This window comes from Streptomyces yerevanensis, assembly GCF_000716805.1.
Lineage (GTDB): Bacteria > Actinomycetota > Actinomycetes > Streptomycetales > Streptomycetaceae > Streptomyces > Streptomyces flaveus.
This window is the reverse complement of the sequence record NZ_JNWJ01000056.1, coordinates 1-13,995: the sequence shown is the minus strand read 5'-3', so window position 1 is coordinate 13,995 and position 13,995 is coordinate 1. Positions and strand designations below refer to the sequence as shown.

7 protein-coding genes and 1 pseudogene are annotated in these 13,995 nt (G+C 70.3%); 6 read left to right on the top strand and 2 right to left on the bottom strand.

What is annotated here, in order from left to right; genetic code table 11:
• The first annotated feature begins 10 nt into the window (after nt 1-10).
• From OP79_RS38555 to OP79_RS38535, 5 genes are all read left to right on the top strand, one after another.
• The gene (locus tag OP79_RS38555; RefSeq protein ID WP_033327241.1) at nt 11-1,219 is read left to right on the top strand and encodes a hypothetical protein; all 1,209 of its coding nucleotides are present in this window, start codon (nt 11-13) and stop codon (nt 1,217-1,219) included.
• Nucleotides 1,220-1,281: 62 nt separating this feature from the next.
• Nucleotides 1,282-1,875 carry a hypothetical protein gene (locus tag OP79_RS38550; protein WP_033327239.1) on the top strand — a complete coding sequence of 198 codons (594 nt, stop codon included), beginning with the start codon at nt 1,282-1,284 and terminating at the stop codon, nt 1,873-1,875.
• Nucleotides 1,876-1,918: 43 nt separating this feature from the next.
• On the top strand, nt 1,919-3,940 hold the full coding sequence (locus tag OP79_RS38545; protein WP_033327237.1) for a hypothetical protein: 2,022 nt from the start codon (nt 1,919-1,921) through the stop codon (nt 3,938-3,940).
• Between the two features lies 1 nt (nt 3,941).
• Nucleotides 3,942-6,134, top strand: coding sequence for an ATP-binding protein (locus OP79_RS38540; protein ID WP_051745280.1), 2,193 nt, complete (start codon nt 3,942-3,944; stop codon nt 6,132-6,134).
• 152 nt (nt 6,135-6,286) lie between these two features.
• Complete coding sequence (locus OP79_RS38535; protein WP_033327236.1) at nt 6,287-9,385, top strand: DNA/RNA non-specific endonuclease; 3,099 nt, start codon at nt 6,287-6,289, stop codon at nt 9,383-9,385.
• A gap of 2 nt (nt 9,386-9,387) precedes the next feature.
• Here OP79_RS38535 and OP79_RS58120 read toward each other — a convergent pair whose 3' ends face one another.
• On the bottom strand, nt 9,388-12,135 hold the full coding sequence (locus tag OP79_RS58120) for a LuxR C-terminal-related transcriptional regulator (RefSeq protein ID WP_078492274.1): 2,748 nt from the start codon (nt 12,133-12,135) through the stop codon (nt 9,388-9,390).
• 204 nt (nt 12,136-12,339) lie between these two features.
• On the opposite strand from OP79_RS58120, the pseudogene OP79_RS58115 reads away from it, so the two are divergent.
• Nucleotides 12,340-12,489 (top strand): annotated as a pseudogene (locus OP79_RS58115) (transposase); the annotation flags it as partial.
• Between the two features lie 266 nt (nt 12,490-12,755).
• Here the strand turns inward: OP79_RS58115 and OP79_RS38520 are convergent.
• The gene (locus OP79_RS38520) at nt 12,756-13,697 is read right to left on the bottom strand and encodes an FRG domain-containing protein (protein WP_157857433.1); all 942 of its coding nucleotides are present in this window, start codon (nt 13,695-13,697) and stop codon (nt 12,756-12,758) included.
• Nucleotides 13,698-13,995: the final 298 nt, after the last annotated feature.

Here is a 13,995-nt window from a genome sequence, read left to right as displayed (position 1 = left end):
GGGGCGGACCATGCCCGCACCGCTGCGGCCGGAATTCCACGAGGGCCAGAACCTGGCCGCCGACGATCTGTCGGCCGTGGTGCGCTACGAACGCGACGCCGCCGCCCGCCACCACCGCCACCTGCACACCTGGGGGATCACCTCCGGACTCGAGGTGACGTCCCGTGCGCGGGCGGGTTCCGACGTCTACAAGACGGTCGTCGTCGGCGGTGGCACGCTCGTCGACCCGTCGGGCCGGGAGATCGTGGTGCCCGACCCGGTGGAACTCTCCACCTCCGGGCAGGGGTTCGAGATCGCCGACCCCGACGATGTCTCCCCCCGCCCGCTCCTGCTCATATGGAGCGACGAGGCCGCAGTGGGCGGCGCCACCATGTTCTCCGGTGGCTGCTCTTCGGACGGTGCCGCCGCGCGCACCTCGGAGAGCTTCGTCCTCGTGGTCGGGTCCCCCGGCGACGAGCTCGACCTCGGCGACCAGCGGCTGCCTGCGCCGGACGCGGGACCCGACCAGCTGGGCGGCGGCGACCGGGGCCGGGCCCTTCTCTCCTTCGTTACCTGGGGCGGCGGGCGGGACGGTGGCTTCACCGCGGTGCTGCCACGGGCGAACGGAGTCGGCCGCCGGTACGCGGGCGTCCTCGCCGACCGGGTCTCCGCGCGCGGCGGCACGCTGGAACTGGCGGCCGAGCAGGGTCCGGTGGCCGGGAAGGTGGGGGTGCGGATCGGCGGTGCGGACAGCGGCCTGAACATCGGCAGGTTCACCGCGGCCGGTGCGCTCGCCCCGGCGCTGCGTGTGCTCGGCGACGGCAGCACACAGATCGACGGCGATGTACGGGTCTCCGGCGGCCTGGCCGTCACCGGCGCCGTGGACAGCCCACTGGTCAGCGGCAGCGTACTCGTCCAGTCCGGAACAGCCACCCACGGCGTCATCCTGCCGCTGCCCCCGCCGGTGACCGCCGATCAGGTCGCATCGGGAGAGATCACCCTGCACCTCCAGGTGACGCCGAGGCTTCAGACGTACGGCGCACCCACCGAAGCCGGAGCCACGGCATCCGGATTCGACGCGCTGCCCGTGGTGCTGCGCTGCGAGGTGGACTCCCTACGCCGCCTGAGCTGCCTGATCGCCTGGTACGGCGGATTCGGCCCGAGCCGCACTCTCCGAGGCCCGGCCGTGCTGCCGGGCACAGTCGACTACGTCATCCTGGCCGCGCGCCCGGCCGCCTGAGCGTCCGAGCCCCCTCGGCATCGTCCACGCCCGTATGTTCGGCAGTGAAGGGGAGAACCATCATGGCAACCGCAAAACCGGCCGCCTCGGCGGTGACGCCGACCAGTGTCGCCGTCACGGTCCTCCACCTCCAGCACACCGGCCATGTGCTCGCCGCACTCACCCGTACAACAGCCGCTCCTACGGCGGACGTCGGAGAACTGACGGGAAGCACCGACTTCCCACTGGCCGAACCGGGAGCCTCCGGGCTCGTCCTGGTCCCTGCCGACCTGCTAACCGCCGCGGACCTCAGCGCGCCGCCCGACATCCTGACCGCCTTCTGGCATTGGTACGTGGACGTCGGCGTCCTACCGGCCCCCGCCCCGGCGCCGCCGCGACTCGAACAGGTCACCGGCACCGTCCCAACGGTCCAGCGCGACGCGGGATCGCTCACCGTCAGCTCGGTGGGCGACAGCAAAGCGCCCGTCCTCGCCCTGGTCCATCCGGCCGGCCAGTGGGGTGCCGGGACCACCGCAAGGCTCCGGATCCTGTCCTTCCTCGACGCGAGGGGCAGGGCCCAACTCGGTGGTGGCGCCGTCACGTCGACGGACGAGGCCCTGGTCTTCGTCCAGGGCCGGCCGGTGGCCAGGTACGCCCCTGCTCCTGTCATCAACTGACACCCGGTCACACGCGACCATCTCGGAACGGAGGCGCGACGCCATGACGACGTTCCCCACGGGGCCGGTTGTCGATGGCGGTGGGATCCTCGCCGCGCTCGGCGGCTGCACCGTGCTCGACTGCCGGGTGCGCCTGGTGCGGACCGACGGCTGGAGCTGGGGGGCCGATCCGGCCGAACTGGCCCGCGGCGCGGTCGCGTTGCTTCCCGGCGTCCTTGAGACGTATCTCGCGGGAGCGCTGCACCCTGCGCATCCGCCTCTCCCGCTGTCCGCCACCGGACGGCTCCCGTTCCCGCAGCCGGGCGCCGCGCCACAGGAGATGACGGCGGCCGACCACGTACACATACGGTCGTCCGTCACACTCGACGAGCTCCTCGCGGCGGCCGCATACGCGCCGGACCACGACGGTTCGTCCCGGTCCCGTTCCGACACGGCGGCCACGCTACTGCGCCGTGGACACACCACCCCTGCGGAGTTGAGTGTCACAGCACCCGAAACCCGGGCCCGGAGCAGTACGCGGGGAAGTACAGGACGAGGTACCGGAACCGGAACGCGCCCCGACCCCCGTGCGCCCGCACGCCTGCGGCCCGGACCTCCTGCGCCACACCCGCCGCCGGCCCTCGACCGCGAGCGCGTCCTGGTCGGCCTCCTCGGCGAGGCGTGGGCGTGCGGCGCGTTCGACACCCTGCTTGCCGGGCTCCCCCACGAGGCGCTGCTGCTTCTGCTCCGCGCCCTCGACACCGCGGGACGCCCCACCCCGCCCGAGCCCGACGGGACGGCCGACCCGACTCCCCCGCTCCCCGGCACCTCGGCAGCACGCGCACCGGACGGTCACGCGCGCCTCGACCCGGACCACCTCGCCGTCGCGCTCCTCGCCGCGCTGCGCCCCATTCCCTCCGAGGGGACCGGCATCCCGGATCCCGCCACCGGCCCCGAGCCCCACCCGCACACCCCGTCGTCCGACCCCCGCGCGCCGGCCCCCGGCCTCTCCTCGGAACACCACAGCGGCCCCGCGCCCGGCACAGTCACCGACACCGACCACGCCCTCCCCTTCCTGCTGATGCCGCCGCTCCACGACCGCAGTTATCTGGAGGCGCTGGCCGCTGTCCTCGCGGGCGGGGGTGCACAGGGCGCCGACGGAACGGCCTTCGCCGCCTGTCTCGCGCACAAGGTGCTGCCGCCGCCGGCGCACGGCTGGCTGCGCTCGCCGCAGGATGCGCAGGCGGTCGCCGTCTTCGCGGGCACGGAGCCGGGCGGCCACGGCGTTCCCGCCTCCGCGGCGGAACTCGAGCGGCGCCTCGCCCCGCTCCTGGGCCTGCTCGACGCCCGCCTGGGACTCCAGACAGCCCAAGGGCACACCGCCACCATCCCTTTGCTGTTACGCGTGGCAGGCCACGACCGGCTGCTCCTGCTCGACGTCGACGGCCTGTATCCGGTGTGGGAGGCACGGCAGCCGGCGGAACTCCTGAGGCCCTGGGAACTGGCCGGAAAGCCGGTCGTCCTGCTGCCCGCCCAGCCCGGAGTCCCCGCAGCCGCCGGACTGACGCACGCTCTTGCCGAGCTCGGCATGGGCTTCGTGACCGATCTGCCGCCCGCCCGAGGCGAGCGGTTGCGCCGCGTACCAGGCCCGCGCCGCTGCTGGACCAACATCGGCGAGCCGCCTCCCACCGAATCGAGGCCGGACGACGCTCTGGTCGGAGCGGCGCGACGCCTCGCTCACGAGGCGCCCCGCACCGCCCGGTTCAGCGAGGCTCTGATCGAGCTGCGCCCCGCCGTGCGCACCGGCCAGGCCCCGGCGGTCGAGCGCACGACGACGCTGGCCGCCGCCGTCGCACTGGCGGATCTCGCCTGGACGCTCTGGGCGGAACACGAGGCCACCGATCCGGTGGATGCCCTCGGGCGCTTCGCCGACCTCGGCGCCCGCGTGTCCTTCCACGACAGAAACGTAGAGGTGCGTCTGCCGCTGGGCGCCCGCCATGCCGATCTCTACCGGCACCGACTGCTCGCCGACGTCCCGGACGTGCCGTGGTTCGGCGGGCGCACCGTCGTCTTCACCGGAGGGTGACATGCCGACCCGAGGAGCCCTCGCAACAGCCCACCTGACGCTCCGCCACGGCGCCGTCCACCGGGCGCTGCGGGCCGCCGCGGCCCGGCGCGCGAAGCGTTCCGCTCTGCTCGCCGAGGCCGACCTTTCCCCGTACTGCGTCACCGACGAGCAGGCCGGTCTCCTCCTCGACGTCACCGACCCCGGCGTCGTACAGCCGTCGTCCCGGCGCGGGACGCCGTCGCCCGAGCAGACACAGGCGGAGCTCGAACTCCGCCGCCACGTTGCCGCCGAGGGAGGAGAGCTGCCGCTGGATGCGCTGGCCCGCACCGCGGGCCTCGACTCCTTCGAGTGCGACGCGCTGCTGCTCTGCCTCACACCGGCTCTGGCTCCCGAGCACTCCCTGCTGTTCGGCTACCTCCTCGACGACCTCGACCAACGCCGCCCCACGGCCGAGTTGATTCTCACTGTCCTCGCGCCCTCGCCCGCCGAACGGTTCGACAGGCTGCCCGCGCTGGGGCCGTACGGGCGGCTGCGCCGCTTCGGGCTGCTCGTCCAGGACGGCAGCCCGGAGAGGTACGGCGGACCCGAGCCGTCCGGCGCCGATCTACTGCGCCCGCTGCACGTCGTTCCCGAACTGACCGCGTTCCTGCTGCACGGCCTCGGAGATCCCGAACTCCTGGCACACGACCCCGGCCAACTCCTCGCACCCGTGCCCGCGCTGCTCGACGCACAGGCCCGAGGCCGTACGGAACACCTCGCCTCCCACTTGCGGCAGCACCCGGTGGGAATCGCCGCCCTGTGGGGGCTTCCGGACGGCGGCCAGGCCGACGCGGCCTGTGCCGTGGCCGACCAGGCGGGACTCGCACTACGACAGGCTCCGGACCTGGAGGCATGCCGTACACCCGAGGAAGTACGGGCGGCCACGAGGCACGCGCTGGCTGCGGCCGCCGTGCTCGGCACGGCGCTCTGGCTGCCCTCGGACCGCTTCCACGACCCCGACACGGGATGGGCCGCCACATCCGTCTGCGACGTCCTGACCCGCTCGGGCGTCCCGGTCGTCCTCACCGGGCGGACTCCGTGGCGCCCCCTGGGGCTGCTCGCCTCGGGCCGGTACGCGGAGGAGTTCACCGGAGAGTCCGGCTACCGGGAACGACGCGACCTGTGGAGCACAGCCACCGCTGCCAACACGTACGACGGAGGCCCCTCGTCTCTCGTGCTCGACGACCTGGCCGCCCGCTTCCGCCTTACGCCCGCCCACATGCGCGCGGCGGTGCGGCTCGGCGAGTCCGCCGGCCTGTCCCTGGACGCAGCCGTCGCCCGTGTACTCGCCGTACAGCCGGGCCGTATCGCCGACGTCCGTACGCCCACCCGGGGCACAGCCGACCTCGTGCTCCCCGCCGAACAGGAGCAGCAGATCAGCCGGCTTGCCGCCGCCTTCCGTGCCTGGCCCAAGGTCTCCCAGGAGTGGGGTTTCGGCGGGCAGCACGGCGGCCCCGGCCTGAAGGCCCTCTTCACCGGCGAGCCCGGCACCGGCAAGACCCTCGCCGCCGAGGTCGTCGCCGATGCCCTCGGCGTGGACCTGCTCAGGGTCGATCTCGCGCAAACGGTCTCCAAGTGGGTCGGCGAGACCGAGAAGAACCTCGACGAGGCGTTCCGTCACGCCGAGTCCACGAACGCACTGCTCCTCTTCGACGAGGCCGACGCCGTGTTCGGCAAGCGGGGCGCGGTGACCCGCGGCACCGACCGTTACGCCAACCTCGAGGTCGGCTATTTGCTGCAACGACTCGAATCCAGCCCGGCGTTGGTCGTCCTCACCACCAACCTGCAAGGGAACTTGGACGACGCCTTCACCCGCCGCTTCCAGTTCCTGGTGCACTTCTCCCGTCCCGGCGAGCGCGAGCGAACCAGGCTGTGGCACATGGCGTTCCCGCGCAGCGCCCCGCTGGACCCCCAGCTGAACCTGACAGGGCTCGCGCGACTCGATCTCACCGGCGCGGCCATCATGGCCGCCGCGCGCGGCGCCGCACTGCTGGCGGCGGAACAGGGCAGCACAACCATCGGCCGCGAACACCTCGCCGAGGCGATCACCCGCCAGTTCCGTCAGGAGTCGCGACTGCCGAGGTCCGGTGAACTCGACCTGGCACTCGGCCCGTTGTCCGCACAAGGACGTGATGTGCCCGTCCCGTCGACCACGCCCTGCGTGCTCCCATGAGCGCCCCCGTACGGAACGTCCCGACGCCGCCGCCCCCCGTCACCCGAGCAGCATCCGGGTCCACTCGGCCCTCGCCCGACAAGCTCAAGGCGCTGCGCCCACGCCCTGCCCTGGCGGCAACCCGGAGGGGGCCGCGCACAACCGCGCCCGCCGTGGTGCGGGAGACCGGCACCACCGGTGGCGCACCCGCCACGCGCCCGCGTTCGGTACGGACGGCGGTCGGCAACGGCGCCGCCGCCGCACTCGCCGCCCGAGGTGAGGCGACAACCGACCGTGCCAGGAAGGAGACGCCGCGGCGGGCGACGGCCGGCAAAGGGGTCTCTTCGCCGGGACTGCGCCGGATCGCCGACCAGGTCACCGCCGCCGCATGGGCGCTGGCCCGGCACCCCGCGCCCACCGCCGACGCCACGGCGGCGCAACGCGCTGCGGTGGCACCACACGGGGAGCGTGCCGCTTACGCCGGCCTCGACCAGACGGACGCAATCGCCTCGACGCAGCCCAAGCCCTTCGACCGGGCCGGCTTCATCGCGAGGTTCGAGCAGCGCATCCAGGAACAGCAACCGATCACAGCGGACGAGGCCAAGGCACTCGCGGACCCGGCACGGCCCGACACCCTCACCCCGAAACTCTCGAGTGAGGTGCACGCCGCGGCGGATGCCACGTCGAGCGAGGTGCGGGACACCGCGGCGACCGCCCCTGACCCGGCCTGTGTACCCGAACGCCCCGCCACACCTCTGCCGCCCGACCGTCCATCTCCCGTTCCGCCCCCGCCCCGCGCAGCGGACGCCGTACCGCCGCCGGCGCCCGCCGCCGCGGTGGACCTCTCCGCCCATGCGAGCGGCACAACGGCCGAGATGAACAAGGCAGGGCTCACCGACGAGACCCTCCTGCACGCCAACGAGCCCGCCTTCTCGACCGCCCTGCAGTCCAAGAAGGCCGCGGAGCGGGATTCCGCGGCGGCACCGGCCTCCTTCCGCGCAGAGGAGGCCGCGCAGCGCGCCGCGGCCGCGCAGCGGGCGGCCGACGCGGGCCAGGCGGCGATGACCGCCATGGCCGGCGTGCGGACCGGTGCAGGCAAGTCGGTGACGAGCGGCAAACGGGCGGCCCAGGCACGTGCCGAGGCCCGCCGCACCAAGATCACGACAGATCTGACCACGATCTACGAGGAGACCAGGACCGAAGTCGGGGCAGCCCTCGCGGACTTGGACGCCACCGTCCGGGCGCTGTTCGACGCACGGGCCACGCAGGCCCGCAAGCGTTTCCTCGCCGCATGCGAGACGAGCGTGTGGGACTTCTTCTCGGGCGACCCCGACTACAAGACACACCAGGCCGTCTACACGGTCGAGATCCGGGCCACGGTCGACGAGGTCGCCACCGTCGTCGAGAAGCGGGTCACCTACGCACGGCAGCGAGCTGCGATCGGTCGGCTCCGAATGGACGCCCATGTCGCGGGACTTGAGCCCTCCATGCGTAGCTTCGGGGAGGAGGCGGCGGCCGGATTCACCGAGCGGTACGACGCTCTGGAAGCATCCATCGACGAGAAGGCGGACGCGGTCGTCGACCAGCTCGCCGAGTCGTACGCGCAGGCACAGCAGGCGACGAACGCGGCGCTCGCGGCAGTGAAGCAGGCCAACAGGAGCCTGTGGAAGCGGGCCGGCGACGCCGTGGGCAGCGCGCGCAAGATCTTGATCGGCCTGAAAGACCTGCTGGTCAGTGTGGTGAAACGGGCGGCCGGCGTCGCCGAACGTATCATCAGGCACCCGTTCGTCTTCCTCACCAACCTGGCCGCCTCGGTCAAGGCAGGGCTGACACAGTTCCTGACGCACATCCCCGAGCACCTCTCGAAGGCCCTCAAGGACTGGGTGTTCGGAAATCTGGCCTCCGCCGGGGTGGAGCTGCCGGAGCAGTGGGATCTGCGTGGCGTCATCAAGCTGATGCTTTCGCTCTTCGGCATCAGCTGGGCCTCCATCCGCTCCGAGCTGCTCAAGCGCATGCCTCAGCCGGTTCTGGACGCCGTCATCGGCACAGTCAGGATCATCGGGGTCCTCAACGAGAAGGGCACCGCGGGCCTGTGGGAGGAGATCAGGGACAAGGTCGGCGACCTCAAGCAGCAGGCCTTCGACATGCTCAAGGGATTTGTCGCCGACACCGTTATCAAGGCGGGGATGAACTGGCTGCTCTCCCTGATCACTCCGGCCGGCGCCCTGATCAAGGCCGTCACGGCCATCTACGACTTCATCACCTTCCTGCTCGACAAGGCCCAAGCACTCGCCGCATTCGTCAGCGGCATCCTCGACACGCTCGACGAGATCTGCAACGGCGTCTCCCGGAAGGCCGCCGACAAGATCGAGACCTCCCTCGCAGGAGTCCTCCCGCTCGCAGTCGACCTCTTCGCCCGCGTCCTGGGACTCGGTGCGATCCCGGCAAGTATCAAGCGCATCCTGGAAAAGGTCGGCACCCCAGTTCGCAGCTTCGTCTCCGGGCTGATCGCCAAGGCCGCAGCATACGGCAAGAAACTCATGGCCGGCGGAAAGAAGGCCTTCGGCAAACTGATCGCGAGGGCGGACCGGCGTAAGCCGGAGGAGAAGATGCGCGATGTCGAAGCCGCTGTGAAGCTCGCTGTCAGGACGGCCAACAAGCTGAAGGGATTAGCCCTCGACGGACGGGTCATCAAGGCTGCGCTGTTCCCCATACGCGTCCGATACCGCCTCACCTCCCTTGAACCGGTGGAAGACGGCGGCATGTGGAGCGTGGAAGGAAAACTCAACCCTGAGAAAAAGGCGAAGCTCAAAAAGAAGGTCAAGAAGGCGCCGCTCGGGCTACTCGCCAGGACCGATTACGGTCCAGCGAACAAGGGCCGCCCCGGCAGGGCCGTGGCGGAGATCACCCCGGACACGATAGGCGGACGCACCAACCTGAACCTCGACGCAGAGCCTCCCGGCTGGGAGAAGGACAAAGGTTTCCACAGGTCCCATCTGATCGGCGCCCAACTCGGCGGTGCCAACGACGAACTGAAGAATGTCGTCACGCTGTACGGCTCTGTCAACACTCCAGGAATGACCAACCATGAACGCGAAGTTCGGAAAAAGGCAGAACTGGGGTACACGATCAGGTATGTCGTCACGCCTCACTATGAAGACAACACGCAACGGGTCACCAATGCCTCCAAGCGCCCGACTGCCGTGACCATGAAAGCCTCAGTAAAGGGGAAGAAATTCGTGCACCAAACACTCGCCAACAAAAAGGACTGACCTCACACCCCGCCCACCGCGCCATAAGTCCGCGCCAGTTCACTCCGCGACCGCACCCCCAACTTCCGATACACATTCCCCAGATGGAACTCCACGGTCTTCGGACTGAGAAAAAGCGCCGCCGCCGTCTCCTTGTTCGTGGCACCGCCCGCCACCAACCCGGCGATACGCCCCTCCTGCTCGGTGAGCCGCCCGCAACTCGTCCGGCCACCCCGCTCACCCGACGCCCGCAGCTCACTGCGGACCGCCTCCTCCCACGGGACGGCACCGAGCACGGAAAAGACCGACAGCGCCTCCGCCAGGGCAACGCGCGCTTCCGGCGTACGTCCCGTACGGCGCAGCCACTGACCATGACACAGCAAGGTCCGCGCATGCTCGAAGACGACGGCGCCCCGCGCATGCCACTCCAGGGCCTCATGGAAGGCCGCCTCGATCGCACCGGTCGCGCCCCGGCCGTCAGCCTCGAGGAGCAGGGCGCGGCACCGGGCGCTCACCGCGAGCGCCCAGGACGGTCCCGCGCGCCGCATCTCGGCGTCGAAGCAGCCGTGTTCGCGCTCGGCCTCGGCGATCCGCCCGCTGTGCACATAAGCCTCGATCAGATTCGCCGCCCACGGGGCCACCGACGGATCCTCGATGCCGGCCCGATGGGCGAGGACACCGGCCCGCTCGTAATCGTCCACCGCCTTCTCGAACTTACCGGCCCCCAACGCCAACAGACCCTCGGCAACTGCAATTTGCCCCGTGACGAGTTCAAGGCCGTATGCCCTCGCCACTCCGGCGGCGCGGGCCAGTACCGCGCCGCACTCCACCACCCGACCTTGCGCGGCCTCGAGCCGCCCGAGCACGACAAGGCCCTGCGCCAACGCAGCGTTTTCCTGGCGCAGTTCGGCGCACGCGACAGCCTCCGCCGCATCGGTGCGGGCCGCGACCCATTCCCCTGTCCACAGCCCGATCCAGGCCCGACAGCCGAGCGCGGTCGCCCGCCGCTCCGCTCCCGCTCCCGCTTCGACCCCAGGCTGCTCGCCAAGCACCCGGTCGAGCAGCACGCGGGCGGCCTCGTACTCCTCCAGCCAGCCAAGGACTTCCGCCCGCCCCACCAGCGCCACCGCGGCCTCACCCGCCGACCGGGCCAGCAGAAGTTCGCGGGCCTGCACGCGTTCCCCGCGCAGGGCCAGGACCTGCGCGAGCTGGACGGCTGCCGACTCCGCCAGGTCCCCACCGCCCAGCCGGGTCAGCCGGTAGGCCTGCCAGGCGCTGCCGAGCGCGGCACGGCTATCGGCCGCGCACATCGCTGAATCGACCGCCTCCAAGAGAAGTTGGGCCGCCAGGACGGGTTGCCCGGCTTGGCGACGAGCCTCGGCGCGCAGCATTCGGTGAGCGGAACCGGGGTGGCCGACCGCCCCCCGCTGGCGCGCCTGGACCACACTCAGTTCGCGGCGCAGCGCCGGCTCACGGGTGAGCTCCAGCGCCCTGCCCAACAGCACCGGTACGTGTTCCGCAGCCCCGGCCCGCTGCCATGAGCCCGCCGCCAGGCCGAGGAGTCGAGCCGCCTCGTCGTCCGTGTCCGCGACGCCCGCAGCACGCTCGTACAGTTCGGCGCAGGTGACCGGGGCCGCCTCGGCCGCAGCACTCGCGGCCGCCTCGACGGCGTGGGCCACGGCCCGGTCCGGCCGCATGTGTGCGGCGCTCAAATGCCATGCGGCGACGGCGCCTTGAAGAACCTGCGCGAGAACCCGGTGGACCGCGTGTCGCCGCGACGTACTGGCGTCGTGGTAGATGACGAGGCGCAGCCGCCGGTCGGCGAATACAAGCCGCCCCCTGCGTAACTCGATCACTCCCTCCTCTTCCGCAGGCAGCAGCGCGTCAGGCGCGTGTCCCAGCAGCACCAGCGCGCGCTGCACGTCGTCACTCGGACTGTCACCCGCCGCGGCGGGCACCAGAAGGGCGGCACGGGCTGTGTCGGGGAGCCGGGCAAGCCCGGGAAGGTAGGCGTCCCGCAGCATCTCGCCAGGAGTAAGCGGGTCATCGAGCGGCAACACCCCCGAACACTGGGCCCGTGTGAGCAGAGTCGGCAGCTCGGTGAGAGCCAACGGATTGCCCTCCGCGGCGGCGAGCAGCCGCTCGGCCACGAACTGCCGCAGTGGATACGGCATGGCCTTCTTGAGCAGAGCCCGCGCATCAGCCGGGTCCAGCGGACCGAGCCTCAGCTCGGGTACGCCGGTGACGGCCGGGCGGAGGCTGGACCTGACGGAGCGGCAGTCTTCGGCTGTGAGGACCATGGCGATCGGCTCCCCCGCGATCCGCCGCGCGACAAAGAGCAGCGCCTCCCTGGACGGAGCGTCCAGCAGGTGCGCGTCGTCGATCGCGAGCAGGAGCGGACACCGCGCAGCCGCCGCGCCGAGCAGGCCGAGCGCCGCCGCTCCCACCGCGAGCCCGGTATCCTCCGGACGCTGCCGCCCCGTGACCAGCAGATGCTCCAACAGCTCACGCTGGGGCGCGGCAAGTAGTCGTAGATCACTGCGGTATGCCTGGATCACCTGGTGCACGCCCGCGTAACGCACTTGCGACTCGGCGGCGGTTCCTGCGACGCACGTCGACTCCAAGTCGGTGTCGAGGGTGGTTGTCTCGCGGAGAACGGTGGTCCGTCCAACGCCCGTTCGTCCTACGACGAAGAGCGCACCCCCACGCCCGGACACCGCAGCGCCGAGCAGTCGAGCCAGTGCGACGGTTTCTGCGCTCCTCCCAAGCATGCTGCACGCGACATGCCCGGAGGACAGACGCGAGACCCCACGTCTCCGGTGCCGCTTCCCCCCTTCCGCAAGTCTGGCACACGGCGGTTCACCGCAACCGGATGACTCCGGCCATTCGGCCGGACGCCGAGCACCTGTCGGGCGGTGGACGTGTGGACGTACGGCACGGCCAAGCTACTTCGGCATCACCTACGGCATCGCCATCACAGCCACACCCCCTTCCCCTACGTGTACCTCGACGCCACGCACTGCAAGGCCCGCGTCGACCACCAGATTGTCTCCAGGGCCGTGGTCATCGCCACCGGCATCACCGTGGACTGCGGACGCGAAGCCCTCGAGCTCATGGCCGGCGACTTTGCCGACCGCGAGGCGAGGCCGAGGGTTCGGCGAAGACAACCAACCTCACATCCGCTGAGTGGCAGGCCCGACTGGAAGGGGGCGCATGAGACGTCCGAGGCACGGAAGAAGCGTGAACCGCTTCGGGAGCGGACCTATGACGCGGAGGCCGAGCTCCGACGGAAGACCGAGATCGAAGCGACGAAACGCTTCCTCGACTCTGAAGAGCGCACCGGTCGGCACCCACGGTGACCAGCTACCAATCGTGCGCAGCGCGCCTGGCATCAAGTCGGAGTCATCAGATGTGCACGCCCCGCTGAATCGATCCGGTACTGCACTGCTTCTCGCAGGTCACGTAACAAGGGGTCAGAGTCCCGGGCCGGGAGCAGTGACCGCTCGGTATGCCGAGGGAAGTCGTCACTCCAGAATGTGTGGTTGTCGTCGACCAGTTGGAAGGTCGCGATGGTCAGGTTGGAGAGATCTTGCTCGCCAGCTTCCTGGAACCCGTCCTTCAGCACTGGGTACCTACCCAGCAGCACGCCTTCCTGTAGATGCGTGCGCAGAGCGCTGGGAGGACAGACTGAGTTCAGCCGCAGCGCCAGAACCTGACTGGCCCTTTCGTCGCTGTCGGCGCCTTCCAGGTCCATGACGTCGCTACGTACTGTCGGAACGCACACGACATAGACATACCCGGTGCGAACCGGTGAGGAGATCCCAAGCGCGAACGAGGCAGCCACCCGCAGTGAGGTGGTGAAGTCGAGCAGCGGCGTCGGCCAGAGTTCGTAGTGCTGAACCATGGCCCAGCGCGCCAGCGACTGTGCCTTGAAATGACGCCATCGCGGCAGACCGTGTTTCCTGGTCACTTCCAGCGCCAGTCGCTCCACCGTCCCCAGGGACCCCCAGTAGTGCTGCCTCTCGTCCCCCTCCAGGGAAACGGACCATGAGGAGTCGTCACTACTGTGGGTCCATTGGTTTCTGAACAGGCCCGGTTGCAAGGGATTTTGACTCTGTTGACCCCGGTAGAGAAGCGTCCACCTCTTGTTCATGACGGAGAGGAAGGAGACGTTCATGAAAAGGTCCAAGAACGAGGTTACCTTCAGGACCGGTTCCGCATCACCGAAGGGGCGTTTCATGTGGCTGAGGTCCCTCATGCCGCATACATCTTGAGCCTTCACCAGCTCATTCCATCGTGTGAGCGTCGAGCCGCGGTACACATTCTTGTCCACCACTTGCCTCCGATGGGACAGCCTCTATCTCCGAACTCCGACGTAGTCCACAACCTACCCACTCTGCCGATGTGCGTGAATACACAGAAAGTCCCCACCTGGCAGCACACCTGCGACGCGCCCGGTAACCGACTGGTCACCACCGGCACGGCAGACGCCCCTTCACCCGCTCCACCAGCAGCCGCCTGCCCTGCGCGAAAACTCCCCGTGGCTGTAGCCCGGTCAGGCTCGCGGTCGTGTAGGCGGCGCTCAGGCTGGCGAGGTCGTGGACGATGCGATGCTGAACAGGGACCGGGCC

Coding starts and splice junctions, on each gene's coding strand:
- OP79_RS38550 (WP_033327239.1), top strand. CDS start 1,282: ATGGCAACCGCAAAACCGGCCGCCTCGGCGGTGACGCCGACCAGTGTC.
- OP79_RS38545 (WP_033327237.1), top strand. CDS start 1,919: ATGACGACGTTCCCCACGGGGCCGGTTGTCGATGGCGGTGGGATCCTC.
- OP79_RS38555 (WP_033327241.1), top strand. CDS start 11: ATGCCCGCACCGCTGCGGCCGGAATTCCACGAGGGCCAGAACCTGGCC.
- OP79_RS58120 (WP_078492274.1), bottom strand. CDS start 12,135: ATGCTTGGGAGGAGCGCAGAAACCGTCGCACTGGCTCGACTGCTCGGC.
- OP79_RS38540 (WP_051745280.1), top strand. CDS start 3,942: ATGCCGACCCGAGGAGCCCTCGCAACAGCCCACCTGACGCTCCGCCAC.